The organism is Streptococcus pneumoniae (assembly GCA_040719455.1).
Classification (GTDB): Bacteria; Bacillota; Bacilli; order Lactobacillales; family Streptococcaceae; genus Streptococcus; species Streptococcus pneumoniae_G.
In genome coordinates this window covers 296,412-321,970 of record JBFDTN010000001.1, presented here as the reverse complement: position 1 = coordinate 321,970, position 25,559 = coordinate 296,412, and the positions used below count along the sequence as shown (strand labels likewise).

General features: G+C 38.5%; 25 protein-coding genes. 3 read left to right on the top strand and 22 right to left on the bottom strand.

Annotation, left to right across the window (positions count from 1 at the left end; all coding sequences use genetic code 11):
* Positions 1-21: 21 nt before the first annotated feature.
* From AB1I63_01490 to AB1I63_01440, 11 genes are all read right to left on the bottom strand, one after another.
* Complete coding sequence (locus tag AB1I63_01490) at positions 22-1,866, bottom strand: beta-glucoside-specific PTS transporter subunit IIABC (protein MEW4353562.1); 1,845 nt, start codon at positions 1,864-1,866, stop codon at positions 22-24.
* A gap of 16 nt (positions 1,867-1,882) precedes the next feature.
* On the bottom strand, positions 1,883-2,722 hold the full coding sequence (gene licT / locus AB1I63_01485; GenBank protein ID MEW4353561.1) for a BglG family transcription antiterminator LicT: 840 nt from the start codon (positions 2,720-2,722) through the stop codon (positions 1,883-1,885).
* 561 nt (positions 2,723-3,283) lie between these two features.
* Positions 3,284-4,609, bottom strand: a complete 1,326-nt coding sequence (brnQ, locus tag AB1I63_01480) for a branched-chain amino acid transport system II carrier protein (protein MEW4353560.1) — start codon at positions 4,607-4,609, stop codon at positions 3,284-3,286.
* A 152-nt stretch (positions 4,610-4,761) separates the two neighbouring features.
* Positions 4,762-6,705, bottom strand: a complete 1,944-nt coding sequence (locus AB1I63_01475; protein MEW4353559.1) for a fructose-specific PTS transporter subunit EIIC — start codon at positions 6,703-6,705, stop codon at positions 4,762-4,764.
* Positions 6,702-7,613: a 1-phosphofructokinase gene (pfkB, locus tag AB1I63_01470; GenBank protein ID MEW4353558.1), complete on the bottom strand. Its 912-nt coding sequence runs from the start codon at positions 7,611-7,613 to the stop codon at positions 6,702-6,704. The genes AB1I63_01475 and pfkB overlap by 4 nt, the downstream gene beginning before the upstream one ends.
* The gene (locus AB1I63_01465; GenBank protein ID MEW4353557.1) at positions 7,610-8,353 is read right to left on the bottom strand and encodes a DeoR/GlpR family DNA-binding transcription regulator; all 744 of its coding nucleotides are present in this window, start codon (positions 8,351-8,353) and stop codon (positions 7,610-7,612) included. The genes pfkB and AB1I63_01465 overlap by 4 nt, the downstream gene beginning before the upstream one ends.
* Before the next feature lie 144 nt (positions 8,354-8,497).
* Positions 8,498-8,878, bottom strand: a complete 381-nt coding sequence (locus tag AB1I63_01460) for a VOC family protein (protein ID MEW4353556.1) — start codon at positions 8,876-8,878, stop codon at positions 8,498-8,500.
* 60 nt (positions 8,879-8,938) lie between these two features.
* Positions 8,939-9,214, bottom strand: a complete 276-nt coding sequence (locus AB1I63_01455) for an NUDIX hydrolase (protein ID MEW4353555.1) — start codon at positions 9,212-9,214, stop codon at positions 8,939-8,941.
* 110 nt (positions 9,215-9,324) lie between these two features.
* Positions 9,325-10,767 (bottom strand): recombinase family protein, encoded by a 1,443-nt coding sequence (locus AB1I63_01450; GenBank protein ID MEW4353554.1) that lies wholly within the window; start codon positions 10,765-10,767, stop codon positions 9,325-9,327.
* Positions 10,760-12,376, bottom strand: coding sequence for a recombinase family protein (locus AB1I63_01445; protein ID MEW4353553.1), 1,617 nt, complete (start codon positions 12,374-12,376; stop codon positions 10,760-10,762). Before AB1I63_01445 ends, AB1I63_01450 begins: the two co-directional genes overlap by 8 nt.
* Positions 12,376-13,950, bottom strand: coding sequence for a recombinase family protein (locus tag AB1I63_01440; GenBank protein ID MEW4353552.1), 1,575 nt, complete (start codon positions 13,948-13,950; stop codon positions 12,376-12,378). Before AB1I63_01440 ends, AB1I63_01445 begins: the two co-directional genes overlap by 1 nt.
* 203 nt (positions 13,951-14,153) lie before the next feature.
* Here AB1I63_01440 and AB1I63_01435 point away from each other — a divergent pair, with 203 nt between their 5' ends.
* A complete protein-coding gene (locus tag AB1I63_01435) occupies positions 14,154-15,173 on the top strand; it encodes an IS30 family transposase (protein ID MEW4353551.1) in 1,020 nt (339 codons plus the stop codon).
* Between the two features lie 38 nt (positions 15,174-15,211).
* Here the strand turns inward: AB1I63_01435 and AB1I63_01430 are convergent, their stop codons facing one another.
* From AB1I63_01430 to AB1I63_01380, 11 genes are all read right to left on the bottom strand, one after another.
* Complete coding sequence (locus AB1I63_01430; protein ID MEW4353550.1) at positions 15,212-15,367, bottom strand: hypothetical protein; 156 nt, start codon at positions 15,365-15,367, stop codon at positions 15,212-15,214.
* A gap of 314 nt (positions 15,368-15,681) precedes the next feature.
* Positions 15,682-16,077, bottom strand: coding sequence for a sigma-70 family RNA polymerase sigma factor (locus tag AB1I63_01425; protein ID MEW4353549.1), 396 nt, complete (start codon positions 16,075-16,077; stop codon positions 15,682-15,684).
* A gap of 369 nt (positions 16,078-16,446) precedes the next feature.
* Positions 16,447-17,142, bottom strand: a complete 696-nt coding sequence (locus AB1I63_01420; protein MEW4353548.1) for a type II CAAX endopeptidase family protein — start codon at positions 17,140-17,142, stop codon at positions 16,447-16,449.
* A 3-nt stretch (positions 17,143-17,145) separates the two neighbouring features.
* Positions 17,146-18,183: a thioredoxin fold domain-containing protein gene (locus tag AB1I63_01415; protein MEW4353547.1), complete on the bottom strand. Its 1,038-nt coding sequence runs from the start codon at positions 18,181-18,183 to the stop codon at positions 17,146-17,148.
* A 245-nt stretch (positions 18,184-18,428) separates the two neighbouring features.
* Positions 18,429-18,755 (bottom strand): helicase BlpT, encoded by a 327-nt coding sequence (locus tag AB1I63_01410; GenBank protein MEW4353546.1) that lies wholly within the window; start codon positions 18,753-18,755, stop codon positions 18,429-18,431.
* Positions 18,756-18,771: 16 nt separating this feature from the next.
* On the bottom strand, positions 18,772-19,020 hold the full coding sequence (locus AB1I63_01405; protein MEW4353545.1) for a hypothetical protein: 249 nt from the start codon (positions 19,018-19,020) through the stop codon (positions 18,772-18,774).
* Positions 19,021-19,188: 168 nt separating this feature from the next.
* Positions 19,189-19,362 (bottom strand): CPBP family glutamic-type intramembrane protease, encoded by a 174-nt coding sequence (locus AB1I63_01400; GenBank protein ID MEW4353544.1) that lies wholly within the window; start codon positions 19,360-19,362, stop codon positions 19,189-19,191.
* Positions 19,328-19,639, bottom strand: coding sequence for a CPBP family intramembrane glutamic endopeptidase (locus AB1I63_01395; protein ID MEW4353543.1), 312 nt, complete (start codon positions 19,637-19,639; stop codon positions 19,328-19,330). The genes AB1I63_01400 and AB1I63_01395 overlap by 35 nt, the downstream gene beginning before the upstream one ends.
* Positions 19,640-20,236: 597 nt before the next feature.
* On the bottom strand, positions 20,237-20,467 hold the full coding sequence (locus AB1I63_01390; protein ID MEW4353542.1) for a hypothetical protein: 231 nt from the start codon (positions 20,465-20,467) through the stop codon (positions 20,237-20,239).
* 634 nt (positions 20,468-21,101) lie between these two features.
* Positions 21,102-21,461 carry a hypothetical protein gene (locus AB1I63_01385; GenBank protein ID MEW4353541.1) on the bottom strand — a complete coding sequence of 120 codons (360 nt, stop codon included), beginning with the start codon at positions 21,459-21,461 and terminating at the stop codon, positions 21,102-21,104.
* A gap of 39 nt (positions 21,462-21,500) precedes the next feature.
* Positions 21,501-21,734, bottom strand: a complete 234-nt coding sequence (locus AB1I63_01380) for a bacteriocin-type signal sequence (protein MEW4353540.1) — start codon at positions 21,732-21,734, stop codon at positions 21,501-21,503.
* Positions 21,735-22,033: 299 nt separating this feature from the next.
* Between AB1I63_01380 and AB1I63_01375 the strand changes: the two genes are divergently transcribed.
* Together AB1I63_01375 and AB1I63_01370 are read left to right on the top strand one after the other, a co-directional pair.
* Positions 22,034-24,187, top strand: coding sequence for a peptide cleavage/export ABC transporter (locus AB1I63_01375; GenBank protein MEW4353539.1), 2,154 nt, complete (start codon positions 22,034-22,036; stop codon positions 24,185-24,187).
* A 13-nt stretch (positions 24,188-24,200) separates the two neighbouring features.
* Positions 24,201-25,553 carry a bacteriocin secretion accessory protein gene (locus AB1I63_01370; GenBank protein ID MEW4353538.1) on the top strand — a complete coding sequence of 451 codons (1,353 nt, stop codon included), beginning with the start codon at positions 24,201-24,203 and terminating at the stop codon, positions 25,551-25,553.
* The last annotated feature ends 6 nt before the right edge of the window (positions 25,554-25,559 follow it).

The window sequence follows — 25,559 nt, the reverse complement described above, 5'->3', positions numbered from 1 at the left end:
TCATCCTCCTTCTACAGTCTTTTATAAAATCGCTAGTATATCGTCACCTTTTTCCACTTCTGTCTTATCCGTCATTGGCAAGACATCCAGGAAAGTTTGGGTATTGGTTACGATAATCGGTGTTGTTACATCATACCCCTTTTCGATAAGGTCGTCAAGATTCACTTCGAGAAGTTTATCTCCTTGCTGAACACTATCTCCTTCTTTCACAAAGCTCGTAAAGCCTTCTCCTTTGAGATTGACCGTCTCTAGACCGAAATGAATCAACACTTCTACTCCGTCTTCGCTTATCAAACCAATCGCATGTTTGGTTGGAAAGACAGATGATACCACTCCCTTAATCGGAGAGACAACTGTTCCATTTGACGGCACAATGGCAATACCTTCACCGAGCAATTTTCCTGCAAATGTTTCATCGTTTACTTGTTCAAGTGGAAGGACCTTTCCTTTCAATGGTGAGACAATCTTTTTAGTCGTTGAAGCACCTGTTGGGACATTTTCTAAATTCGTTACTTGAGGTTCTTCATCAATTCCTAAAATATAGGCAAGTACGAAACTGATTGTGATACTGAGTGCAGCCGCAATCAAGGCATTTGTGAAATTAGCAGGTTGGTCCGCATTGATAAATTGTGGCAAGGCAATCAAGGACGGCACTGCAAAGAGATAAGCACGCAAGCCCACGATTCCAGCAAACAGTCCTGCTACACCGCCACCAATCATAGCTGCATAAATTGGTTTCTTATATTTCAAGGTTACCCCGTAGAGGGCTGGTTCCGTAATTCCTGCTAAAAGCGCTGAAAATCCTGCTGCAAAAGCGATTTGTTTGGTATTTTGATTTTTACTTTTTAGGGCTACTGCCATAGATGCTGCCCCTTGAGCGAGGTTGGCACCGAGCATAGCTGGCAAGATCAAGACATCAGGTGTTGCAACAGATGCTGCTAGGAAAATCGGTGCAAAAGCCCAGTGCATTCCTGTCATGACGATAAATGGCATAATTGCTCCCAAAATTGCCAAAGTCAACCAACCTGCTGCTCCGTACATTTGCTGAATAAGGTTAGATAAACCATCTCCGACAATCACTCCAAGAGGACCAACAAGAACAAGAGCGATAAAACCAGAGATAAACAAGACAATGGTTGGCTGCAAGAAACTTTTGGTCACGGCTGGAACTACTTTATTAACCGCTGTTTCAATATACTTCATCAACCAAACCATGATGAGAATTGGAATAACCGACGAGCCATAGTTAGCTGGTGTAACAGGCGCTCCAAAGAGAGCCATAGGATTACCGTCGTTCACCATTTGGACAAAGTTTGGATGCAGTAGAATCCCAGCGACGGACATGGCCAAAATCGGTGTCACATGTAGCTTTTTAGCGGCTGAAAATCCTAAAAAGATTGGCATGAAATAATAAGGCGCATCACCAAAAACGCTTAAAAAGGCAATGGTCTGCGAATCAGCAGGCAATAATCCCAGCATTGGTAGGATAATAACGAGAACCTTTAGCATTCCTCCTCCCAACATAGCTGGAATTAAAGGAGTCATCGATCCTGCAATATATTCGATAATAGTAGCAAAAACATTTCCTTTTTTCTCAGTTGAAGGCTGCGCCTCTCCACCAAAATGTCCTAGCTTTGCAAAAGCTTGGTAGTAATTAGCAACATCATTTCCTAAAATTACCTGATATTGACCATTCTTACGCATGACACCAATCACGTTTGGAATGTTTTTCACAACATCATCAGATACGGCTTGTTCATCTTTCAAAACCAAGCGCAGTCTGGTCACGCAGTGGGTTGCACTGACAACATTAGCTTCTCCCCCAACAGCCTTTAAAATAGCTTGGGCAGTTTCTTTGTATTTCATCTCTTTCTCCTTAGAATTAGTATAGATTTTTTGTTAGACGACGTATATGGGCTGTTAAATACAGTAATTCACTTGAACTCAAGCGATAGTCATATTCATCCTGAATATAGTGAGCAACTTCTTGCCCACATTCATATTCTTTGGGATATTTTTTACTCATCAGAGCCAGCAAATCATCATCGTCATCTTCCTGATAATATTCATGCGCTAGCAAACGGTGGGCAAAGAGCTTGATATGGGTGATGAACCGATAATACTCGATTGATTCTTGATCAAACTCTGTCACATAAAAATTTTTGACAATCTGTTCAATCTTCATGATAATTTCGGTTATTTTATAAGACTCTTGAAAATTATTCTCAAGATTAGCATTGACAAAATGAAGGGCAATAAAGGCTGCCTCATCTTCTGCCAGCTCAATATTCGCATCTTTCTTGATAATCTCCAAGGCCTGTTTCCCAACCTTGTATTCTTCAGGATAGTATTTAGCAATTTCCCATTTGAGAGGATTGGTAATCACAATCCCTTCCTTATGACGTTCGATACTTGACTGAATATGATCTGTCAGATTGATATAGATAATTTCATCAAAATTATTGCCTAATTTTATCTTACCGAGGTTAATAATCTTTTCGCAGATATAGACCAACTCCAGCGGCACATTGATAAAAAGCTCCGTGAATCGCGTCATATTGTCCCTATTTTTTAACAGGAAGCTTTTTTCAATACTATCAACATTAACCTCATCGCCCACCTTCTTGGCAAAGGCAATTCCCTTACCAAACAGTAGAATATCGACTTCTTTCTTATTCGTTGCAATAACTGCATTGTGGTTTAAAATTCGTTTTATGATCATAAATTGTTTCCCTAAAAACAAAAAGGAACCTAATTTATCGTACGCCAAAAAAGCATCGTATAAATAGGTTCCTGCTCGCAATCATGCGATAACATCCATTTTATAATATTATAAGATTGAGCTACGTCATGCTTACACTCGTAATAACATTGTAACCGTTTTTAATTGTATATCAAAGCTGAGATTTTGTCAAGAAGAATTTTAATTATTTGACAAGAAAATAGAATAATACCAAGGCAAAAAAGCTAACTTCAACTTGGAGATAAACAGTTTTTTACTACTTATCTTCCTTTGCCTTACATAATGAACAACATGTTCTTTTAAGATATAAGCAAACTAAAATCAGTACAAATATCACTTCAAAACTGGCATGATATTCCTTAGCTGTCTCAAAAAGGCCTTGAATGATAGTCATTTTATAGCTATTTAATTTTGATTTAGTACGAGGCAACAAGGCGCAGACATAACTGGAGCTAGGTAAGACGAGTTAACAAGGTAATAAATTAAAACTAAATGACTATGATACAAAAAATCTACCACTTTCGTGATAGATGTTTCCAGTTATTCCATTTCAAAGCTCTCTGCAACTTGCTTATCTGGCAAGATAAAGGCAATCACCAAACCAATCAAGGCTGGCATTAACCATGGGAGCGACGCATCTGCAAATGGCAGGCTATTAATCAGTTGATTAAGCCCTTCTAGGTTAAACTGATTTCCAAGAATTGTCGCAAAGGCGATAATTGTCACCAAAGCAATCGTAATTTGCATGCCTCTTTTTGACAAAGGAACCAAACGATTGACAATCACTAAAAGAACAATAGCAATCGTAATCGGGTATAGGATTTGCAAAACTGGCACTGAATACTGAATGATGGCAGACAAGCCGATATTCGCAATACCAAAGCCAATCAAGGTAAAGAGCGTTGCATAGACCTTATAGCCGAATTTCGGGAAGGTTTTGACAAAGAATTCTGAGGTTGATACAATCAAGCCCACTGTTGTTGTAAAGCAGGTCATCGTCACCATGATGGCAAGGAAAATCTGTGCACTTGGTCCAAAGATCGCTTGTGTTGCTTGAGACAATACATAAACACCCTTGTTGGCGTCAGATGCCATCACATCTGCTGGGATTGGGAAGTGATTTCCCAAGAAACCAAGTCCGACATACAGCGCACTAAAGGCTAAAGCTACTACGATTCCGACAACCCAGATGGTCGATACATATTCTTTTTTAGAAGCAAAACCAAGTTGATTCATGGTTTCAACGGCGATTACACTAAAAGCAACAGAGGCAAGGGCATCAAGCGTATTATATCCTTCTAAGAATCCTGTTCCAAACGCTGCATTCATGTAAGTTCCAGACGCTGCAAGAGTCTCTGCATTTCCATATTTGATTGCTCCTAAGATGACCAAAACAACGATCAAGAAAGCAAATAAGGGAGTTAAGATACGCCCCACCAAGTCCAAAATCTTCGATGGATTGAGGGAAATCAAATAAGCTGCTGCAAAATAACAAATCGTAAAGAGCAACAAGCCCCAGTTGCTGCTTCCTGATAGAAGTGGCGCAATTCCTACTTCATAAGCGGTCGTTGCCGTTCGTGGAATCGCAAAGAAAGGACCAATTGATAAATAGAGCGCTACAAGATATGCCGTTGCAAACCAAGGAGCGATTTTTCGAGAAATCTCAGACACATAGCCCTTAGGATTGAGCGTTCCGATAATGAGGGTCAAAACTGCAATCCCCACACCAGACAAGACAAATCCACTAATGGCTGGCCAGAAGTTCTCACCTGATAAAGCACCTAAGGTTGGTGGGAAAATCAGATTTCCAGCACCAAAAAATATACCAAACAGGAGGAGTCCTGTTAACGAACCTTTTTTAATCATAAACATCTCCTTTTTATTCAATAGTATCCATTATACCAAAAATACAAACCATTCTAAAAGGATTTTCTCTATCTCTTAAAAATTTTCTAAATTCTGAATTTTCATAAAATAATAGCAAAAAACTCCCAAAGCATTGCTTTGAGAGTTAAGATTTATTTGTTCAATGGTTTACGAAGGGCACCAAAGAGGATACCACTGACAATAGCGCCAATCAAGATAAAGACAAGGTACAAGATTGGGTTGCTGGTAAGAGCGATAACAAAGATTCCTCCGTGTGGAGCTATCAGCTTAATACCTGCCAAACCTACAAGAGCTCCTGCTAAAGCTGATCCTGCAATAAAGCTTGGAATAGCACGCGCTGGGTCTGCTGCACCAAATGGAATCGCACCCTCAGTGATAAATGACAATCCCATGACAATATTGGTCAAACCAGAATTGCGTTCTTCTTCTGTGAATTTATCTTTGAACAAGAGCGTTGCTACAAAGACTGCAAGCGGAGGCACCATTCCGCCTGCCATAACAGCTGCCATCACGATTGATCCGCCTGTTGATACCGTTGCTGCAAGTGTTCCTGTACCAAAGATATAGGCCGCTTTATTGAAAGGACCACCCATATCAATCGCCATCATGCCTCCTACGACAAGACCAAGGAGAACAGCTGAGCTACCAGACAAGCCTTCAAGGAAGTTATTCAAGCCTGTGTTAATAGCTGCCATTGGAATATTGACAAGAAGCATCAACAAGCCAGTAACCATCGTTCCAAGCAATGGATAAAGAAGGATTGACTTGATTCCTTCCAAGGATTTTGGAAGACCTGCTAGGGCTTTTTTCAAGAAATTAACGGTATAACCTGCAAGGAATCCTCCCACAAGTGCTCCAAGGAAACCAGAAGACACTCCTGCAAGCGCAAGACTTGCTTCGCCACCTGCTGCAAATGGTACTTTTCCAAAGGCAAGTCCAGCAGAAGCCATGCTACCAGCTACAAAACCGGGTGCCAAACCTGGCTTTTCCGCGATAGAATAGGCGATATAACCCGCTAAAACTGGCAACATAAAGCCAAAGGCTGCCCCACCAATACTCTTGAAAATCGCTGCAATCTCATGGTAAGAACCAAGACTACCAAGCGAGTCCTTAGGCACACCCATAAATTGGTCAAATAGGAAAGCAAGAGCAATCAGAATACCGCCACCAATCACAAATGGCAACATTTGGCTGACACCGCTCATCAAGTGCTTGTAAAAACCACCTGCCGCACTTGCGCTGCTTGATGTTGCCTCTTTTTGGCTAGCATGATAAACATCACCACCACCATTCAGAGCTAAATGGATGAGTTCTTCAGTTTTACGAATCCCATCTGCTACTGGACGACTGATGACTTTCTTGCCATCAAAACGCTCCATCTCAACAGCCTTATCTGCAGCCACGATAACCGCTTTGGCACATTTGATATCGTCTGCTGTTAATTGATTGCCGACACCACTTGCACCATTGGTTTCCACCTTGATACCAACGCCCATTTCTGCTGCTACTTTTTGAAGCGCTTCTTGAGCCATATAGGTATGTGCAATTCCTGTGGTACATGCTGTTACCGCAACGATAAAGTCATCGCCATTGACTGGGGCAACTACTTCTGGTTCAGATTTTTCTTCTGCTTGGTCAAACAAAGCCAAGACTTCGTCTGACGAGCTTGCTTGTCTCAATTTATCTGCAAAACCATCTTTCATCAAGTATTGGGACAATTCTGCAAGAGCTGCCAAGTGCGTGTCATTTGCTCCTTCTGGCGCTGCAATCATAAAGAACAAGTCTGTTGGCTGACCGTCTAAACTTTCGTAATCTACCCCTTTGTTTGATTTAGCAAAGAGAACTGTCGCCTCTTTTACCGCAGCATTTTTACTGTGAGGCATGGCAATCCCATCACCTAGACCAGTGGATGTCTGAGCTTCACGCTTTAAAATCCCTTCTTTAAAGGTTTCAAAATCTGTCACATAGCCATTCTCCACCAAGCTTGCAATCATTTCTTCAATAACTGCCACTTTTTCAGTTGCTGCTAAATCTAGCAACATCACATCTTTTCTCAGTAAATCCTGAATTTTCATCGTTTTTCTACCTCAACTTTTTGATAAATTTCCTCAATATAAGCAGCCGTTGCCAAGTCATCTGAGAAGGTAGTTGCTGTTCCACACGCTACTCCCCATTTGAAGGCTTCAAGTGGATCGTGACTACGAACAAACTCTCCTGTAAATCCTGCCACCATCGAATCACCCGCACCGACTGAATTTTTAACAACACCTTTAATTGGCTTTGCAAAGTAAGCTCCCTCTTGAGTCACAAGAAGAGCACCGTCTCCAGCCATGGAAATAATGACATGCTGAGCACCTTTTGTAAGCAATTCTCTCGCATACTGCTCAATCACATCCAAATCCTTCAACTCTACACCGAAAATAGTTCCCAATTCATGATTATTTGGCTTGACCAATAAAGGCTCATAGCTAAGAGCATCAAGAAGCGTCTGACCTTCAAAATCACAAACCACCTGAGCACCGGATTTTCGAGCCAAAGGAATCAATTCCTTATAAACTTCATTGCCTAGATTTTTAGCGCTAGATCCTGCAAAGACAACCGTATCATCGGCAGATAATTGTTCTAAAATCGCTTTTAGTTCTGCTAATTTTTCATCTGAAACAAAAGGCCCTGTTCCGTTAATCTCGGTTTCGGCATCTGCCTTGATTTTCACATTGATCCGCGTATCCTCTGCTACTGTGACAAAGTTCGTTGCGATAGCTTCTTCTTCTAAAGTGTCGGTGATGAATTTCCCTGTAAAACCACCGATAAAACCAGTCGCAGTACTTTCCATTCCCAAACGTTTCAAGACACGGCTAACGTTAATTCCTTTTCCACCGGCAAAGGTATCATCGCTTTCCATGCGATTCACACTCCCGACCTCGACCTTATCCAAGCGGACAATGTAGTCAATGGACGGATTGAGTGTTACAGTATAAATCATACTTCTATAACCTCCGTTTTTTCTTTTAATACTTGCAAAAGGGGAGACGTGCCCTTAATCGTAATCAAACTAGCACGCTTTAGAGGAGCTACCTTAGCAAAGGAAGAATAGCCAATCTTTGAGCCATCTGCCAAGATATAAGTCTGCTTCGCATTGTCTAAAATCGCTCGCTTCACTGCTCCTTCTTCCATATCAGGAGTGGTATAGCATTCCTCATCAACACCATTCATCCCCAAAAAGGCCTTATCAAAATTCAACTGGCCAATTTGATTGAGTGCAACTCCACCAATACTAGCATCGGTTGAGTTTTTGACCATCCCTCCGATAATCACTGTTGGGATTTGCTTTTCCACCAACTGGGTCGCATGATGAATCGAATTGGTCACCACCGTCACTTGCTTGTTTGTCAACTCTTTGATGAGCAACTCATTAGTCGTACCTGCATCAATAAAAATCACTTCCTGTTCTCGAATCAAACTGGCTGCTTTTTGAGCAATTCGCTCTTTTTCTTGAACGTTTTTGATAGATTTTTCTTGATTGCTTTCCTCTTCTTGGAGCGAGTGAATACTTTCTGCTCCTCCATGAATTCGCTTGAGCTGACCTTCTGCTTCTAGCTCATCCAAATCCCTTCTAACAGTGGATTCAGAAGTCTCTAGAGCTTGTGTTAGTTGATCTAAGGAGACCACACGATGATGGCGGATTTCCGCTAAAATCACTTGCTTTCTTTCTGATTTTAACATAAGTCCTCCTTCTGCAATCGTTTACAGTATCTATTATATCCAAATTTCTATCAAAGTCAAGCATTATCTCTCAAAATCTATCAAAATATTTCATGTACTAAAAAATCCACTCTAGCATATCGTACTAGAATGGATTTGATACTATTATTTTTCACGAATGACTTCAACCTTATAGCCATCAGGATCTTTGACAAAATAGTAATTTGGTGGATTTCCTGGCAAACCTTTTGGTTCTGTCACTTCGTAACCTTTTTCGCTATGCTCACGGTGCAAGCCTTCTAAATCAGGTGTGCTGAGTGCCACATGGGCAAAACCATCTCCAATCACATAAGGACCATGATCATAATTATAAGTCAATTCCAACTCATAATCATCACCCTCCAAGCCCAAATAAACAATCGTAAACTTATGGTCTGGAAAATCCTTCCGACGCAATTCCTTAAATCCAAAAGCATCCGCATAAAAAGCGATTGATTTTTCTAAATTCTCAACCCGCAAGCAGGTGTGCAACATCTTACTAGCCATCATATTCTCCTTTTTTATTTCTATTATACCTTAAAAAAGAATATTTGGCTGAGTTAAAGATTAAGGAATCAGATGTTGAAGATAAGGAACAACACTTTCTCCCTCCAATTCTGCCAAGGAAGAAATCCATCGATAGTCGCTATGTTCCTCTGGATCTAAGATAATGGGACGCTCAGCCACAAGTTTTGCCTCATACACCAAGCGCGTAAATACTGCTTGCTTAGTTTCATCGACATTACTATCCTCATGTAAAATTGCCCCTAGTTGGATCTCTTGATTCACTTCTTCCATACTCTCACGCCTAGCAGCATCTCTCGGAAGTTCCAAATATTCCACTCTGCCCTCTTATGTCAAGCAAATGACATCATTTTCTCTAATTCATTTCTACCCAATTATAGCACAATTCTTGTTACTAAGAAAGAGACCTAAACAGATCTCCTCTCTAATTATTTATAAACTACCTTGAAAAATCCCAAGCAGTCCACAATGACTTTTTCTACGTAAGTTTCTAACAATTCTTTTGTCAAGCTATTATTTCTTGGTAATTGCAGTTCATCTCTTGCTTGCAGATTTTCTTCTAAGTCAACGATTTCCTTATCAATTAGCTGCTTCTTACTGATATAAGCGTCTCGACTCAGGTTATTTTCCTTATAGTCCTGAAAACAGGATAATTTTTGTGCTTTCAAACACTCAATCTCTCGAAGGACATTAGCTTTTGACTGTTTGGGACGAGTAGCCTCTAACCTAGGAGCTAAGCTCTTCATAATCTCTTGTTCAATTTTATCCGAACGACAATATTTCATTTCATCACCCTGATTTTTACAATATAAACAGTAAAAATAATGACGTTGGTTACGGTTTCCCTGAAATAATAAGCGATGACCACAATGCTCACAAAATACCAAGCCTCTTAACAGACTTTGTCTTAACTCATGATTTTGTTTCTGTTTGACTTTGCCAGTAATCCTTGATTTTAAAGCTTGTTGAGCCTGTTCAAACATTTCTACTGGTATAATTGCCTCGTGATTGTTCTCAATTCGTTCCCATTCTGATTCAGGTCTCTTGTAATGTTTGCCATTGATATAGGTTCTTGTATTAAAGAGATAGGTCCCTTTATAGGCTTCATTTTTTAAAATCTGTCGGACACTTGTTTTTGTCCATACATTTCTTGTCTGCTCATCAGTCAAAATGATAGACTTTTGATATCTCGCTTGACTAATCTGCATCTTTCGTTCAGCTGGAGTAATCGTCTTCTCTTCGTTGAGTAACCTAGCTATGTACTGAGTTCCCAGTCCTTCGATACACAATTGAAAAATTCGTCTCACAATCGAAGCGACTTCTTCATCAATAATAATTCTAAATCGGTCCTCCGGATCCTTCAGATAACCAAACGGAGGCAGCCAGCTCATATTTTTCCCTGAGCGTTTCATGGTATTCATGGCACTTTTAACTTTTTCAGAGACATCTTTGGCGTAAAAATCATTGAGCAGATTTCTAAAGGATACATCAATCTCCAAACCATTATTTTCAGACATTAGACTATCATATTGATCATTTAAAGCAATGAATCGGACACCTAGAAAGGGGAAAATGTTCTCCAGATAGTTCCCCAATTCCAAATAATCACGCATAAAGCGAGATAGGTCTTTGACTATAATTGCACGAATCTCTCTTGATTTAACCTTATCCATCAGACGCTGAAAGGCAGGTCGATTGACGCTTGTTCCTGAAAAACCATCGTCCACAAACTCCAATCGCTGAAATGCCTGGAATTCAGATGAAGCATCTAAAAAAGAATGCAGTAAATAGCGTTGATTGGTAATAGAATTACTCTCATCACGATCATAATCATCGACAGATAAACGCATATACAAAGCAACTTTAGACATCGCAATCACCACCTATCTGACAGTTAAATGTGACAGTGATATTCTTATCAATATCTACTTCAATACGTTCGATCAAACCGCTTAATAGGTCTTCGGTTAAGACTATTTGTTTCTGACTTTTGAAAAGATTCTTGAGCCAAAGCACTTGCCTCTGATACTCTACTTCCACTTGTCGTATCGATATATCACAGTTGGTGATTTCTGTTGATAGTGTTTCAATTTTTGTATATTTTTCAGATTTTTGCGCTAGATAGTCCGACTGGCTCTCCCTAAGCAAGCTATAGGACGCATAAAGATCACCTAGCTCTGCTCGCAGATGCATAATTGTCTGACGATGTCGAGCAGCTTGTTTTTGATAAGTGGCAATACACTGTTCTTTCTTTTTTTCTAAACTAGATAATAAGGTTTCGAAATCCCCTAGTCGTATCATTTCATCTTGAAGTATCCGTATCATCATCTTATCTAACATTTGTTCGCTAATATAAACGCTTTGCTTGTTGGATGTAGCCGTGTCATAAACATAATCCATAAAGTAGTAATAATCATAATCCGATTTCTTACCTGAAAAATGCTTACAATAGCGATACATTTGAGTTGAACTATCTCGAGCATAAAGGAGTCCCTTATAACGGTTCGGAGTTTTAGGGATGGCTGATTTCCAGACATGCTTTCGATTTCGAAACAAAGATACCATCTTATCATACTCATCTTGAGTGAGGTAGGATTCGTGTGCATACTCAAAGCGGACATACTCTTCTGCAGATAGATTCTTGTTGGTTTTTCGTTGCACGAGATGTCCTAGATAGACTGGATTTTGAACTAAACGAAGAAGATTAGGACTTCTCCATACTTTGGTATCCTCCTCAGTTCGATACAAGTGTCCTGTTCTCCTATAAGAAGTAGGAATGGCAATCTGTTGTTGATTCAGGTGATTCGTTACTTTAGACAGTGAGCTACCCTCTAATAACATCTTAAAGACCAGATCTAAAATAGGTTTCACAAGAGGGTCAATAGCAAGCTTTATCCCCCGTTCATGTTTTACTAGCTGATAGCCGTATGGAGCAAAACCACCGATGTAATATCCTTGACTGGCTTGATGGATGTTGTGAGCTGTGACCTTTTTTGAAATGTCTTTTGAATATAAATCATTGACTAAGTTCTTAATTTCCACTTCAAAAGACTTCTTCTCTTCCAATCCATGGAGCGTATCCAATTGATCATTGATAGAGATAAATCGAACACCTAGGAATGGGAAGACTTTATCAATCAAACGTCCCATCTCAATATAATCTCGTCCTAAACGAGATAAATCTCGAATCAAGATACAGTTGATAGCTCCTTTCTTGATGTCCTCCATCATCTCTTGAAAGGCCGGACGGTTGAAATTGGTTCCTGAGTATTCATAATCCACATAACATTTGACGACGCTTAAGCCATGCTCTTTGGCAAAAGTCCGAGCAAGACTCTCTTGGCTGTCCAAGGATTGAGATTTGTTCCGCCAGGTTTCCGTCCGTTCTTTTGATAGACGAACATAAATCCCTGTTCGATAAGTCTGAATGGAAATTTCTTCTGTCACTTCTGAGCGATAACGCTGTTTCGTACGAGCCATTAGACCACCTCCCTTTTAACTTGAGCAAGCTGTTGGAGGATTTCTAACTCTTTTATATCGTGGAACACCAGCGTTAGCTCCTGTTCCTCATGAATCTCAATTCGGTCTAGCAAGGTCACTAGGGCTAGGCGATTTAGTTCTTCTTCCTCTCGTGAATTACTCAATTCTTCCAACCATGCTTGCTTATTCTGCAATTTCTCATAGAGGTCTTGTGCTACTCTTTTCTTTTGGACAATCGTATTATCAATCCTTTTGAGCTTTTGGCGATAGCTTCGTTGAAACTCTTGATATTCTGCATCGTCGATCAATCCATCATCCAAATCCATATAGAGAGATTGAAGCAATTGTTCATATTTCTGACGCTCCGCAATCAAACTAGTAAAGTCAATCTCAAAGAACTGTTCTTTATCAAGATACTTGGGACTATGTTCAATCAAGCGAGACTTCCAATCAAGGTGTTGACGAACTAAGGTTGATACCACCTCAAGGAGTATTTCATATTTTATGGCATGACGACTACACCCTTGTCCTTTATTGTAGGTACTACAAATATACTGAATGCTTGCCTTGCCTTTATAACGGTTCTTCCTCTGTAACATTTGAGCCTTACAAGCTCCACAAAACAACAGTCCTGCAAAGATATTCGGTTTATCCTTACCATGCTTAACATCTCGAAGCAAGAGGTTATTGGCAATCTCAAATGTGCTTTCTGAGATAATCTTCTCATGGGTATCTGCCACTCGTATCCAATCTTCGGGATTCACCTGAACTAAGCGTTGAGACTTGTAATTAAGCTTGGTATGTTTCCCTTGTTCTAAATCTCCGACATAGACGCGATTGGTTAGAATACGATTCACCATCTTAGTATCCCACTTATGAACATAACTATAAAAACCTTTGAAATTTTCTTGATTCGCTTTCTTGTATTGTCCAGGGGTATTAGCACCAATGTGGTTTAGATAGTTTGCGATTGCATTTGACGAGTAGCCTTCTAACTTCAAGGAAAAAATCTTCTCAATAATAGGACGAACAGCTTCATCTACTACCAAATGATTTCTTTGGTTTTTATCTTTGCGATAGCCGTACGGGGCAAAAGCTCCAATAAATTCTCCCTTTTGTCTCTTGGCTTTCTGGGTACTGCGGACTTTCATAGAAATATCTCGACAGTAACTATCATTGATGAGGCTTTTAATTGGTATCACCAAGTGGGTTTCATTCGTATCTGCCGTCAAACTATCATAATGATCGTTAACCGAGATAAACCGAACCCCCATAGCAGGAAAGATTCTCTGAATATACTTACCCGTTTCAATATAGTCTCGCCCAAAGCGAGATAGGTCTTTAACCAGAATGGTATCAATTATTTTCTCATCAACCATCGTCATCATTCGGATAAAATTAGGACGGTTAAAGGTCAGTCCACTAATACCATCATCCACAAATTCTTCTAAGATTGTAATATCATGCTTTCTAGCATAGTCTCGCAAAAGCGAGCGTTGATTAATAATAGAGTTGCTTTCAACATTATCTCCATCGTCTCGTGATAATCGTAAATAAATACAAGCTTTTGTCATTGTCATCTCCTTAATCGAATAGTAGGTGCTTACCGATTAAGGATTGAGGTTCTACTCTTTTATTCTACATAATTTACTAGAACTTGTCCGCTAAAAAACTAAATTTTTTCAAGTCCCCCGTTGTAAAATGAAGTGCAACAGAAAAAGACATGTTTATCTGATATACTAAAGTTGCTAAACAAAGTATAGAAAGATAGATAAACATGTCCACTACTGATTGTACCACAAAACGTTCTTATACGCATCTGACAGCTGGTCAGAGAGGGAAAATTCAGGCTTGGTTGTCTGATGGTCATTCCATGGCTGAGATTGCTCGTAGAATAGGTGTTCACCGTTCCAGCATCTCACGCGAGATTAAGCGTGGCTCTGTCCAGCAAGTCAAGAAAGTCAATGGTAAACTCGTTTATTTTCAGGACTATTTCGATGAGACAGCCCAAAATCTGGCTGAAAAGAGGCGGGAGGTTGTTTACTGTCTGAAACTTGAAAAGGTCTCAGAGTCTTTCCTAACCGCCTTTACGGAGGCCATGTTGGCTAAGCCAAGAATTCATAGTGTCGATACCTTTATTCATGCCTATAAGCAGGACAATCCTGATGAGCTAGTTCCCAGCACTAAAACCATGTACACCTATATTCATCAAGGATTACTGGCAGTTAAGCCTATTGACTTACCTCGTGCCGTGCGACTAAAACCAAAGGTCAAGAAGCGTACATCAACTAAGAAGCATTTGGGGACTTCCATTGAGGAACGCCCAGAAGAAATCAATAATCGTTCTGAGTTTGGACATTGGGAGATTGACTCTGTCCTTGGATTGAAAACAGCTGGAGAGCCATCTATCCTGACCCTGGTTGAACGCAAGACACGCTACGCGATCACCGTCTATCTGGCTGGGAAGAAGGCGGAGTTTGTGAACGAAGCCGTGTCTCAACTCCTTAAGGATTACCCCATCAAATCCATCACAGCGGATAACGGGGCGGAGTTTGCGACTCTGAGTCAATTAGAAGGGGTTCAGGTGTACTATGCTCATGCCTATTCCTCACACGAACGAGGCACCAATGAGAACTTTAACGGCTTGCTTAGGGAGTTTATCCCAAAAGGTAAATCGCTCAAATTCATCACAGCTGAGAGCTTAGCTACGGCTACCTCAGCCATCAACCAGAGACCAAGAAGATTATTAGGCTATCAGTCTGCCAAAACCCTGCTTGGGCTAGCCCAAGCAGCCTAATGCCCACTAAACTTTGTATCAGATAGACACTGTTGCACTTAACTTGACAATTCGGCAATTTTTTCAAGTTTTCGTCCCAGTAAATCATCTAGTATATCTGTTAGGCTTAGTTGCTTATCCGTCACTTGAACTGTGACCTTATAACCCTCAATCATTACATGCGGTGTTTCACTACTAGATTCTGTTTCTCTCATAATATTTTCCTTTATTTTTTATAATGACTTCAGTGGGTAGAACTGGTTAAGTTCATCATGGGCATCTCACCCGCTGTCCTTTTACGCTGGCAGCCTGAACGCTCAGAAGTATCATTATCCTTAGTTTGTGTCTTGGCAAATAGAGTACCAATCTATTTTATAGTTGATAGGTTACCGCTCGTATCATTGCGAATCAAACTAAACTGCTCGACAAATAAGAAAGTCCCACCTCAGATTATTCAGTTGTCAAGGAGCACTGAGAGGACTTTCATCCCCTCACTATATAGAGTGAAAAAAATAGAGTTTTTACCACCCTACTGTAATAATTTTTTTAGATATTTCAAAATTTTATCTCTACGCCTAGCAATAGTTGAAATAGAGACATTTCTAGATTTAGAAACATCATTTAAAGTCTTATCTTTGAAAAATAAATCATTCACTATTTGAAACTCTTCTGTATTTAGAGTAAGTAATGCCTCATACAGTAGCTGTAATAATTCCCGTGTCTCCATTATTTTCTCAATATCCATCTGAGAATCTACCATAAAATCAGCTAATTGTATCTCATCATAATCAGAAAAAGGTCTAACATGATATTTTCGTTCTAAGCGATCTAGATACTTTTCTCTATTAGTTATGCGCCAATATTCTTTGTATATTTCTTTAGAAATAGGGATTTTTTGCCCTTTAACATAGATAAAATAAGTCATTCTATTCCTCCTCATATTTTTTAATATGAAGAAGAATGGGCGGTGAACGATTTTTCATTAACACTCTCAATTTTTTAACCTCATTATTAAGAGTGAAAATTTTCAATAGTTTTACCGCTTATCTTTCAAAAAGTATAATAAAAAACGATAAAGCAAATGCTCTATCGCCAACTAACTTAACTACATGATTACCTTTGGTGGTTCTATCGGTTTGGGAATCGGAATCGGTTTACGAAATTTTGGTTTGGGAGTAGGTTTACAAATACAGTGACAACTTCCGAAATTTTCAAGTTCTCCTCCTGTAACATGAGACAACTGACTCGCTGAGAGTTCTTTCATCATAAGTGATACCTCCTAATATATATTTTTTTAACTAAACATTAAGAACAAATATTGAATAACAGAGAAGATCACTAACAAACTGTTATTCAAAAGATGAACAGCAATTGAATCTACAACATTACCCCGACGGGCATAAGCCAGATAGAAAATCGCTCCAAGGGCAAAATAGGTAGGAAACTCAATCGGATAAACAACATGTAGTAAGCCAAAGATAGTAGAGCTGACAATCAGCTTTAACCATTTTTGATTTTTCTTGAAAAAGTACTGGCTAAAGAAACCTCTGTAAATCAACTCTTCCATAACTGGTGCAAAGACACCAATAGCCAAATGAAAGGCAACAAAATACAGAGGAAACATCTGCATCACCTGCTCATTTGTCGCAAGCAAAGCCGCATCATTTGCAGACGTTTGATTACCTGTAACTACTTGAATAAGGACTGTCCCACCGATAGCTACTACACGAGTGGCTAGATAAAAGAGTAAGGCTATCCCAAAATCTTTCCAACCAAATCTATATTTCTGTCTACCTGATCTCTTTTGATACTGTTTCCAAACTAGTACAATAATAGCTATTGCCACAATTAAGTACCCGATACTTGCTCCCCATCTCATTGGTTCTGCCGTAGTCTCTTGCATCCCAATCAATCTCATGGGAAATATATTGATGAGTAAACTGAGTAAGATGAGACCGATAAACTTCATGATATTTTTAAATCGTTGCATAGATTATTCCTCTCGATTTCTTATCATAAAGTATCTCATTCTAATTACAATCAAAGTCAGACAAAGTGCGACTCCTAAACGGAAAAAATGATTCGAATCTTGCTCACCTGTCTTAGGTAAAATATTCTTTTTAGTCGTTTCTGATGAAGCGTTACTGAGAGGTGTGACTTGTGAGGAGGGAGCTTTTGTTTCCAAATTATTAACAGAAGTTTCTTCTCTTGCACTCCTAACTTCTTTAGAAGAATGAGCAACGTCTAAAGAAGTAGATACCGAAGTTTGAATTTCTTGGTTTTTACTTGCTATTTGATGAGATGATGTAGAGAGATTATCAGATACTACTCTGTTTTCGGAGAACATCTGTTTCTCACTTTTCTTATCAGCATCCGACACCTCTACTATCTCTTCTGAATGTTTATCAGGCTCATTTTTGGGCTCCTCTTTTTTATCTTCATTATCATTTGGTTGTTCTGGAGCTTTGCCAAGATAAAGATAATCATAAAGTTGTTGCGGAGTCACTCCTCCACCAACCCAACCAGAAACAGGCTTGCCATTTTTTAGGTACAGTACCGTAGGTGTTCCTGGAATACCAATTGTTTTAAAGACAAATTCTTTAGCTGTATCATTAAAATCTTCACCGTCAGTATCGTAGTATTCCAATCGATTATCAATAATCCGATTAAATTCTTTTAAATCTGGTGAAAATTGACGACAATAGTAACAGGTACCACGACCAAAGTAAAGCGTATGTTCAAGACTATCTTCTGTAAATGCATGACGAACATCTTCTATACCAACTTTTTTGAAGTCAGCAACATTAACGGCATACTCCTCAGGCGTTACCACTGCAGGCTCTGCTTCAGAAACTTCTGTATTGTCTGATTGATTATCCATCTCCTCAGTTGTAGAGCTTTCTGTAACAGAATCAGAAACCTGTGTAGCACCTGTTGGCATTTCTTGACTTTCTGCTAATACTACACTAGTTCCAAAAGTAGCGATAGCTGCTGAACTAAGTAATAGAGATTTCAATAAATTTTTCTTCATGTAGCAACTCCTTATATTTAATAAACCAATTTTACTTGATTTATATTAGAAATATTCGTTCAAATCCTAAATAGTTATCGAAACGTCTCGAAAGAAACAATGAGTATATATCACATGAACTTATTTCAAAAGGAGCAACATGGTTACATATCGCTCCTTCCACAAATAGCCCTGAAATTATATGATCTGGTATTCATATCCCTAAAAGTTTCGCTAATATGATAAATTTCAGAAGTATAACTCACTTACAGAGTCCCTACTGGTCCATAAAGTCTTAAATTGGGCTTTACTTGATTGTAATGAAACTGATCATAGCTCCGCCAAGCTTGTCTCAGTTCTTCACTCACCTCTAAAGAACTAACGCCGATTAAAAGGCTTGTCCGTTGGTAAAATTTTTCAAGAGATATCAATAGCTTATTATCTACAGGCTTACTGTCCTGCAAGACTGTCAGTATCTCCGATAGATTCTCTTGAAATTTTATGGTGTCATAGTTCGCTTGGTGAGCTGCTCCTTGAAAAATATTCTGTATCTCATCTATCAAATCATGAGCTTCTTTTCTGATGTCTGTCATAGTGCCTCCTTATCGTCTAAGGCAATGGATTATGTAAATCTCCCAAAGAAGCTGCCATATTGTTAGCTACATTTGCAACTATATTACCATAATTTACAATACAATTTCCATTTCTTAGACTAAATGATGTTCCAATTTTACAAATAATATTATCACTAATATGCGAAAATGGAGAATAATAACCAGGTGGAACATAGCCTCCTGAAACGCTTTCAAGATTTGTAAGAGTTATTTGATTAAAGCTATAGATTCCTTGTGCATTCATATAGAATACCTCCTTATATAATTATTTTGTAGTGTTGCAACTTTGATAAGCTTATTATAGCACCTTCTTTAAAAAATTTTTATCCATTTCCTGAACAGTCATTGAACATTCCAGAATGGGAAAAGACTAGCACAAGTTTATCTGATGCAATATACAGCATTACACTTATTATACAGTAGATAACCAAACTAGAAACCCATTCCAAAGCATGTGCAGGAACAGGGGTGGATAAATCGTTTTGGAATTTTTAAACACAAGCCCCTGAATCATTCCTGTCCAAAATAAATAAAAAAATCTGTCCACTTTCTCATAAGAAACTTGAAAAAATAATAAAGCTGTTATAGATTATATGGCATAAAATCGGCACTAGTAGATTATCGCTTAGTTTGTAAGAGACTCCATAAATAACCTCTGCTATTGCATAATATAAAAATGATACCGCATCAAAAGGACTATGCAAATAAGAAAAAAAACAGGAGGTAAGTATTATACCCAACCAAGAGTTTTGGAAAGTACCTTTTTGAACACATCCTCTTAGACATAATTCTTCTTCAATGGGAGAAAAAACGGCAACCGCTAGTAGGAAAGAAAGACTATAACCACTACTTCTTTTATCCACAAAAGCACTTGAAGCACCCGATGATACTTTAAAAATACTTGTATATATAAAAAGAAACGCTATATCTAGGATAACAAATATCAAAATCTGAAATATCTGCTCTTTTTCTATCCTTTTAAAATGAATTACCTTCCCCTTCCGTATATAGTTGATACACAAAAAAAAAGAAAGCAATACAAAAAATAATAAATACAATCTCGTTATGATGATAATTCCCTTGATTGATAATGTATCTCATTACCCCGAATATAATCGGTAACATCGTCCCAAAGGTGAAATATTTTCCTCTCTCTAGCACCCTTTACTCCTCCTATCAACATCTCGGCTTTAGTTCTTTATGGAAACAAGACAACCCATGTTTGACCTTATTCTAGATTAAACATGGGCTATCCTTTATTCCATTAAATGTTATCTACACGGCAAAACTGGTGCTGGATATACTGGGCCATATTCATAATATCTAAAACTCTGAAGTCTATCAGCTCTCAGTCTCCAGACTTCTCTCCCTACCCTACAACATCTTGTCCAATTTTTTCAGATTATCTCGAAAGTTTCAGACGGATTTAAAAGATTAAGCCTTACACTCGTATCCAATCATCATTTATTAAAACGATCTTCGAACTGGTATAGTATCATAAGCGGGACAATGACTCCAAAAAAATCAAACCAATGTAAAGCTCTCATCGCATAGGAAACTAAACCAGCTAAAATAAATATAAAGACACAAGCCCTGTAAACTTTACCTTTAAAGCTTTTAAAAGAGAGACTCGCCAAAATATATAAAATACTAATGATCAAAATAGCCATCTGAAATATGATTAATTTCATCGCTTTCCTTTCTAATGACGTAAGCCATAGGCAATAATCCCACCTACAACAGCACCTCCAGCTGCACACATTAAATATGTCTGTGGCCCTGCTATAATACAATGCTGGCTGACTTCAAAAGCTCCTGATAAAGCTCCGATAGCAATAAGCGTTCAATTGTTTGTGTATTCATAACGAATACCTCCTCATTTATTTCATATTGACTTGTCTCGTTGCAACTTTGACAAGTTTAGTATAGCACCTTCTTTAAAAAATTTTTGACCATTTCCTGAACAGTCATTGAAATTTCCAAAATGGGAATGTTTGCCAATTAAAATACTTGTGAAATCGTCTTTTAGGATAGAAATAGTATGACAAAGAACTGTTCGTTAAGAAGTATAGTTCAAAACTAACGTTAATTCTAAATCTAAAAATAGCTAATTAGAATTTAAAAGACTATACTAGTCGAACTCAAAATATTATAAAGCTGTTGATACTTAAAACTTCCCTAAGATAAATCTAAGGGAAGTTAGATGAAAACTATAAATTTAGTAATATGATAAAAGCTACAGTTGGAAAGTTGAGAAAATAGAATAGACAACAGTTATTCACTATTCAAAATTGGTTATTAAATTTCAATTCCTTGGATTGATATTCAACTATTTCTATTTTTTTGGGATATTCTCATGATGGATGCGGTTATCAACACAATTCCAGTCCCTAAAGCAAGCAAAATCATTATGGAATTCACCATAATAGGTACTATTGTAATACGATTGATAAGACGCATTACAGATAGAGATGCTAAGAAAAGTAAAGCGTATGATTCTAGTCTAAGCAGAGACTGCATTTGATTATCAACTGCCCTTAAAAATGGTGGCAACAAAAACAAAGTGATTATTATAATAAATATATTAGATGTAATTTCTTCTCCATTATTAAAAAACGAAATCATGAGCATATTTGTAACAATTATAGCAACTGCACAAATAACGAACGAATTTTTTTTTACCATTTTTCTCACCTCCAATTTTATACTCTTTAATAAACTATGTTATGTTGCAAGTCCATAGCCCATATAAGCTCCTGAAGCAGCACATGTAGCAAGATAAACTGCTCCTGCACCCCAACCAATCGGATTAGTAGCCATAGCAACCGCTAATGTTGCTCCTAGGTAAACAGAACCACCGGCAAAAACACGATCCCAATTGGCTCCAGCTTCAATTGCCATCAGTTCTTCTGTAGTAAGTGATGTAAAAGTACTTGAATCAAATGTAATTGTATTCATAATGGATACCTCTATATAATTATTTTTATTTTGTCGTGTTGCAACTCTGACAAGTTTAGTATAGCACCTTCTTCAAAACTTTTTTATCCATTTCCTGAACAGTCATTAAAAATTCCAGAATAAGAAAAGTTTACCGTTTAATACCTATGATCAACCATTCAGGAACATTATGAATCATACTGCCTCATTTCTAACTTACCATTCAAGACATTTGAATAACCATTTAAGATTTGAACCTCCTTTCCTTAACTATGCATGTCATAATAGACTTATAAATGCACAAGAAAGGACTTATTCAAATGACATCCTATAAACGAACATTTGTCCCACAAATAGATGCTAGGGACTGCGGGGTTGCTGCTTTGGCTTCTATTGCAAGATTCTACGGTTCTGATTATTCTCTAGCACATTTGAGGCAATTAGCCAAGACTAACAAGGAAGGGACAACTGCTCTTGGTATTGTAAAAGCCGCGAATGAAATGGGATTTGAAACGAGAGCTATTCAGGCAGATATGACTCTTTTTGATATGGAAGATGTCCCTTATCCCTTTATCGTCCATGTCAATAAAGAGGGGAAGCTCCAACACTACTATGTCGTCTACCAAGCAAAAAAAGACCATCTCATCATCGGTGATCCTGATCCGACAGTCAAGGTCACGAAGATGACAAAAGAACGATTTGCCTCCGAATGGACAGGGGTTGCCATTTTTCTAGCACCTGAAGCCAGCTACAAACCGCATAAAGATAAGAAGAATGGTCTAATGAGTTTTCTTCCTCTGATTTTTAAACAGAGTTCTCTCATCTTCTATATTGTACTATCCAGTCTCCTAGTCACTCTCATCAATATTAGTGGGTCTTATTATATCCAAGGAATTTTAGATGAATATATTCCTAATCAGATGAAGTCAACCTTAGGAATTATCTCCATCGGCTTGGTTATCACTTACATTCTCCAGCAGATGATGAGCTTCTCACGAGATTATTTGCTCACGGTACTGAGTCAAAGATTAAGCATTGATGTCATTTTGTCTTATATCCGACACATCTTTGAATTGCCCATGTCTTTTTTTGCCACACGGCGGACAGGCGAAGTGATTTCCCGCTTTACAGATGCCAATTCCATTATTGACGCTTTAGCTTCTACCATCCTATCCCTCTTTTTGGATGTCTCTATTCTCATCATCGTGGGCGCTGTACTACTGGTACAAAATACACATCTTTTCTTACTATCACTGATTTCTATCCCTATCTATATTGCCATTATTTTCATCTTTATGAAACCATTTGAAAAGATGAATCATGATGTCATGCAAAGCAATTCCATGGTCAGCTCAGCCATTATCGAAGATATTAACGGTATCGAAACCATCAAGTCCTTGACCAGTGAAGAAAGTCGCTATCAGAAAATTGACAGCGAGTTCGTTGATTATTTAGATAAATCCTTTAAACTAAGTAAGTATTCTATCCTACAAGGCACACTGAAGCAAGGTGCTCAGCTAATCCTAAATACTGGTATTCTCTGGTTTGGGGCGAGATTAGTCATGGATAACTCGATTTCTATTGGCCAGTTGATTACCTTCAATACCTTGCTCAGCTATTTTACCCATCCTCTGGAAAATATCATCAACCTCCAAACAAAACTCCAATCTGCAAAAGTAGCAAATAATCGTCTGAATGAAGTTTACCTTGTTGAATCAGAATTTAGCGGTGATCAGAGCCTGACAGATCCTCAATTTCTTTCTGGTGACATTCAATTTGAGGACCTTTCCTACAAGTATGGTTTTGGTCGTGATACCTTATCAGACATCAATCTGACAATCAAAAAAGGCGACAAGGTGAGTCTTGTAGGGATTAGTGGTTCAGGGAAGACGACTTTGGCTAAAATGATTGTCAACTTCTTTGAACCCTACAAAGGACGCATCACCATTAACAATAACAACCTCAAAATGGTGGATAAAAAAGTGTTACGAAAGCATATCAACTACCTTCCCCAACAAGCCTATATCTTTAGCGGTTCTGTGTTAGAGAATTTGACCTTGGGAGCTAATCAGATGATCAGCCAAGAAGATATTTTAAGAGCTTGTGAAATTGCAGAGATTCGCCAGGATATCGAACAGATGCCTATGGGATATCAGACAGAACTCTCTGATGGAGCAGGCTTGTCCGGTGGGCAAAAACAGCGGATTGCACTTGCTAGGGCTCTTCTCACCAAGGCTTCTGTTCTGATTCTCGATGAAGCAACAAGCGGTCTTGATGTCCTAACAGAAAAAAAGGTGATTGATAATCTGATGACAATGACCGATAAAACCATTATTTTTGTAGCTCACCGACTTAGTATTTCTGAGCGAACCAATCAAGTCATTGTCCTTGACCAAGGAAAGATTATCGAAACTGGCACTCATCAGGAACTAATGGCCAAACAAGGTTTCTATCACCATTTATTTAGTAAGTAAGGAGATGTATTCCATGAATCCAAATCTTTTTAAAAGCGCTGAATTTTACCAGCGTCGTTACCATAACTTTGCGACACTCTTGATTATTCCCTTACTCTTACTTGTCAGCTTTCTTGTCATTTTTTCGCTATTTGCCAAGAAGGAAGTCACTATCACCTCACGAGGAGAAATTACTCCAACAAAGATTATCGCTTCTATCCAATCAACCAGCAATAACACCATTCTTACCAACAATCTAGTCAATAATCAGTTGGTAAAAAAAGATGAGATCATCATCAAATACTCTGAAACGATGGAAAGCTCTCAAAAGCAGGCTATAGAGACGCAATTAGCCCTCCTTCAACGACAAAAAACTGGACTTGAAACGCTCAAATCCAGTTTGGAGCAGGGGACAAACCTCTTTGCAGGCGAGGATGAATTTGGGTATGTTAACACATTTAATAACTTTATCACACAATCGCAAGATATCGAACTTGGTATCTCAAAGATCAATACAGAAGTGAACAACCAAGCTGCTATTGCTAGCAATACTGTCTCAGCAATCGACAATCAGATTAACGAAATCCATCAACAAATCTCCGAATACGAGGAACTTCGCCAAGCCATTAGCAGTCGCTCTACTAGCTTACCAGCAAATAATCCGCTTCAAGCTACTCTAAATACATACTTGTCTCAAGCCCAAGATACTGCTACAGCAGAGCAGTACATCTCACAAATCAATCAAAGCATTTCTAGTCTTGAAAATTCCATTGCCAATCTCAAAATCCAACGTGCAAGTACAGGAAGCATTTCGACTTATGATCATAGTTTAGGAACAAAAATCGAAGTTCTACGAACTCAGTTCCTACAAACAGCTTCTCAACAACTCGCAACTGTTGACAATCAACTACTTGATCTCCAAGCAAAATTAGATCAAGCCGGTGTTCAATTAAAGAACGATACCATTACGGCGCCTGAAGAGGGAATTATACACCTTAATCAGGAATTTGAAGGGAAAAACCTCATTCCAAACGGCAGTGAAATTGCTCAGATTTTTCCTAATATCAGTGAGACGAAAGAAGTTTTCATTACCTATTATGTCACTTCGGAATACGTCTCTTTACTAAAAGAAAAGCAGGTTGTTCGTCTCAGTCTTGAGAAAATCGGAAACCAAGCAATTACTATTATTGGAAATATCCAATCCATTGATAAAACAGCTACCAAAACAGAACAAGGGAATCTCTTTAAGATTACAGCATTGGCTCAACTACCTGATAAGGACAGCACACTTATCCACTATGGCTTACAAGGACGTGTGACCAGCGTTATTGACAAAAAAACTTACTTTGATTACTGTAAGGATAAAATCTTACATAATTCTCAGTAAATTCGC

Coding starts and splice junctions, on each gene's coding strand:
- AB1I63_01375 (MEW4353539.1), top strand. CDS start 22,034: ATGACATCCTATAAACGAACATTTGTCCCACAAATAGATGCTAGGGAC.
- AB1I63_01465 (MEW4353557.1), bottom strand. CDS start 8,353: ATGTTAAAATCAGAAAGAAAGCAAGTGATTTTAGCGGAAATCCGCCAT.
- AB1I63_01410 (MEW4353546.1), bottom strand. CDS start 18,755: ATGACAGACATCAGAAAAGAAGCTCATGATTTGATAGATGAGATACAG.
- brnQ (MEW4353560.1), bottom strand. CDS start 4,609: ATGATTAAAAAAGGTTCGTTAACAGGACTCCTCCTGTTTGGTATATTT.
- AB1I63_01405 (MEW4353545.1), bottom strand. CDS start 19,020: ATGAATGCACAAGGAATCTATAGCTTTAATCAAATAACTCTTACAAAT.
- AB1I63_01415 (MEW4353547.1), bottom strand. CDS start 18,183: ATGAAGAAAAATTTATTGAAATCTCTATTACTTAGTTCAGCAGCTATC.
- AB1I63_01475 (MEW4353559.1), bottom strand. CDS start 6,705: ATGAAAATTCAGGATTTACTGAGAAAAGATGTGATGTTGCTAGATTTA.
- AB1I63_01385 (MEW4353541.1), bottom strand. CDS start 21,461: ATGGTAAAAAAAAATTCGTTCGTTATTTGTGCAGTTGCTATAATTGTT.
- AB1I63_01490 (MEW4353562.1), bottom strand. CDS start 1,866: ATGAAATACAAAGAAACTGCCCAAGCTATTTTAAAGGCTGTTGGGGGA.
- AB1I63_01380 (MEW4353540.1), bottom strand. CDS start 21,734: ATGAATACAATTACATTTGATTCAAGTACTTTTACATCACTTACTACA.
- pfkB (MEW4353558.1), bottom strand. CDS start 7,613: ATGATTTATACTGTAACACTCAATCCGTCCATTGACTACATTGTCCGC.
- AB1I63_01435 (MEW4353551.1), top strand. CDS start 14,154: ATGTCCACTACTGATTGTACCACAAAACGTTCTTATACGCATCTGACA.
- AB1I63_01450 (MEW4353554.1), bottom strand. CDS start 10,767: ATGTCTAAAGTTGCTTTGTATATGCGTTTATCTGTCGATGATTATGAT.
- AB1I63_01460 (MEW4353556.1), bottom strand. CDS start 8,878: ATGGCTAGTAAGATGTTGCACACCTGCTTGCGGGTTGAGAATTTAGAA.
- AB1I63_01430 (MEW4353550.1), bottom strand. CDS start 15,367: ATGAGAGAAACAGAATCTAGTAGTGAAACACCGCATGTAATGATTGAG.
- AB1I63_01425 (MEW4353549.1), bottom strand. CDS start 16,077: ATGACTTATTTTATCTATGTTAAAGGGCAAAAAATCCCTATTTCTAAA.
- AB1I63_01445 (MEW4353553.1), bottom strand. CDS start 12,376: ATGGCTCGTACGAAACAGCGTTATCGCTCAGAAGTGACAGAAGAAATT.
- AB1I63_01440 (MEW4353552.1), bottom strand. CDS start 13,950: ATGACAAAAGCTTGTATTTATTTACGATTATCACGAGACGATGGAGAT.
- AB1I63_01420 (MEW4353548.1), bottom strand. CDS start 17,142: ATGCAACGATTTAAAAATATCATGAAGTTTATCGGTCTCATCTTACTC.
- AB1I63_01390 (MEW4353542.1), bottom strand. CDS start 20,467: ATGAAATTAATCATATTTCAGATGGCTATTTTGATCATTAGTATTTTA.
- AB1I63_01370 (MEW4353538.1), top strand. CDS start 24,201: ATGAATCCAAATCTTTTTAAAAGCGCTGAATTTTACCAGCGTCGTTAC.
- licT (MEW4353561.1), bottom strand. CDS start 2,722: ATGATCATAAAACGAATTTTAAACCACAATGCAGTTATTGCAACGAAT.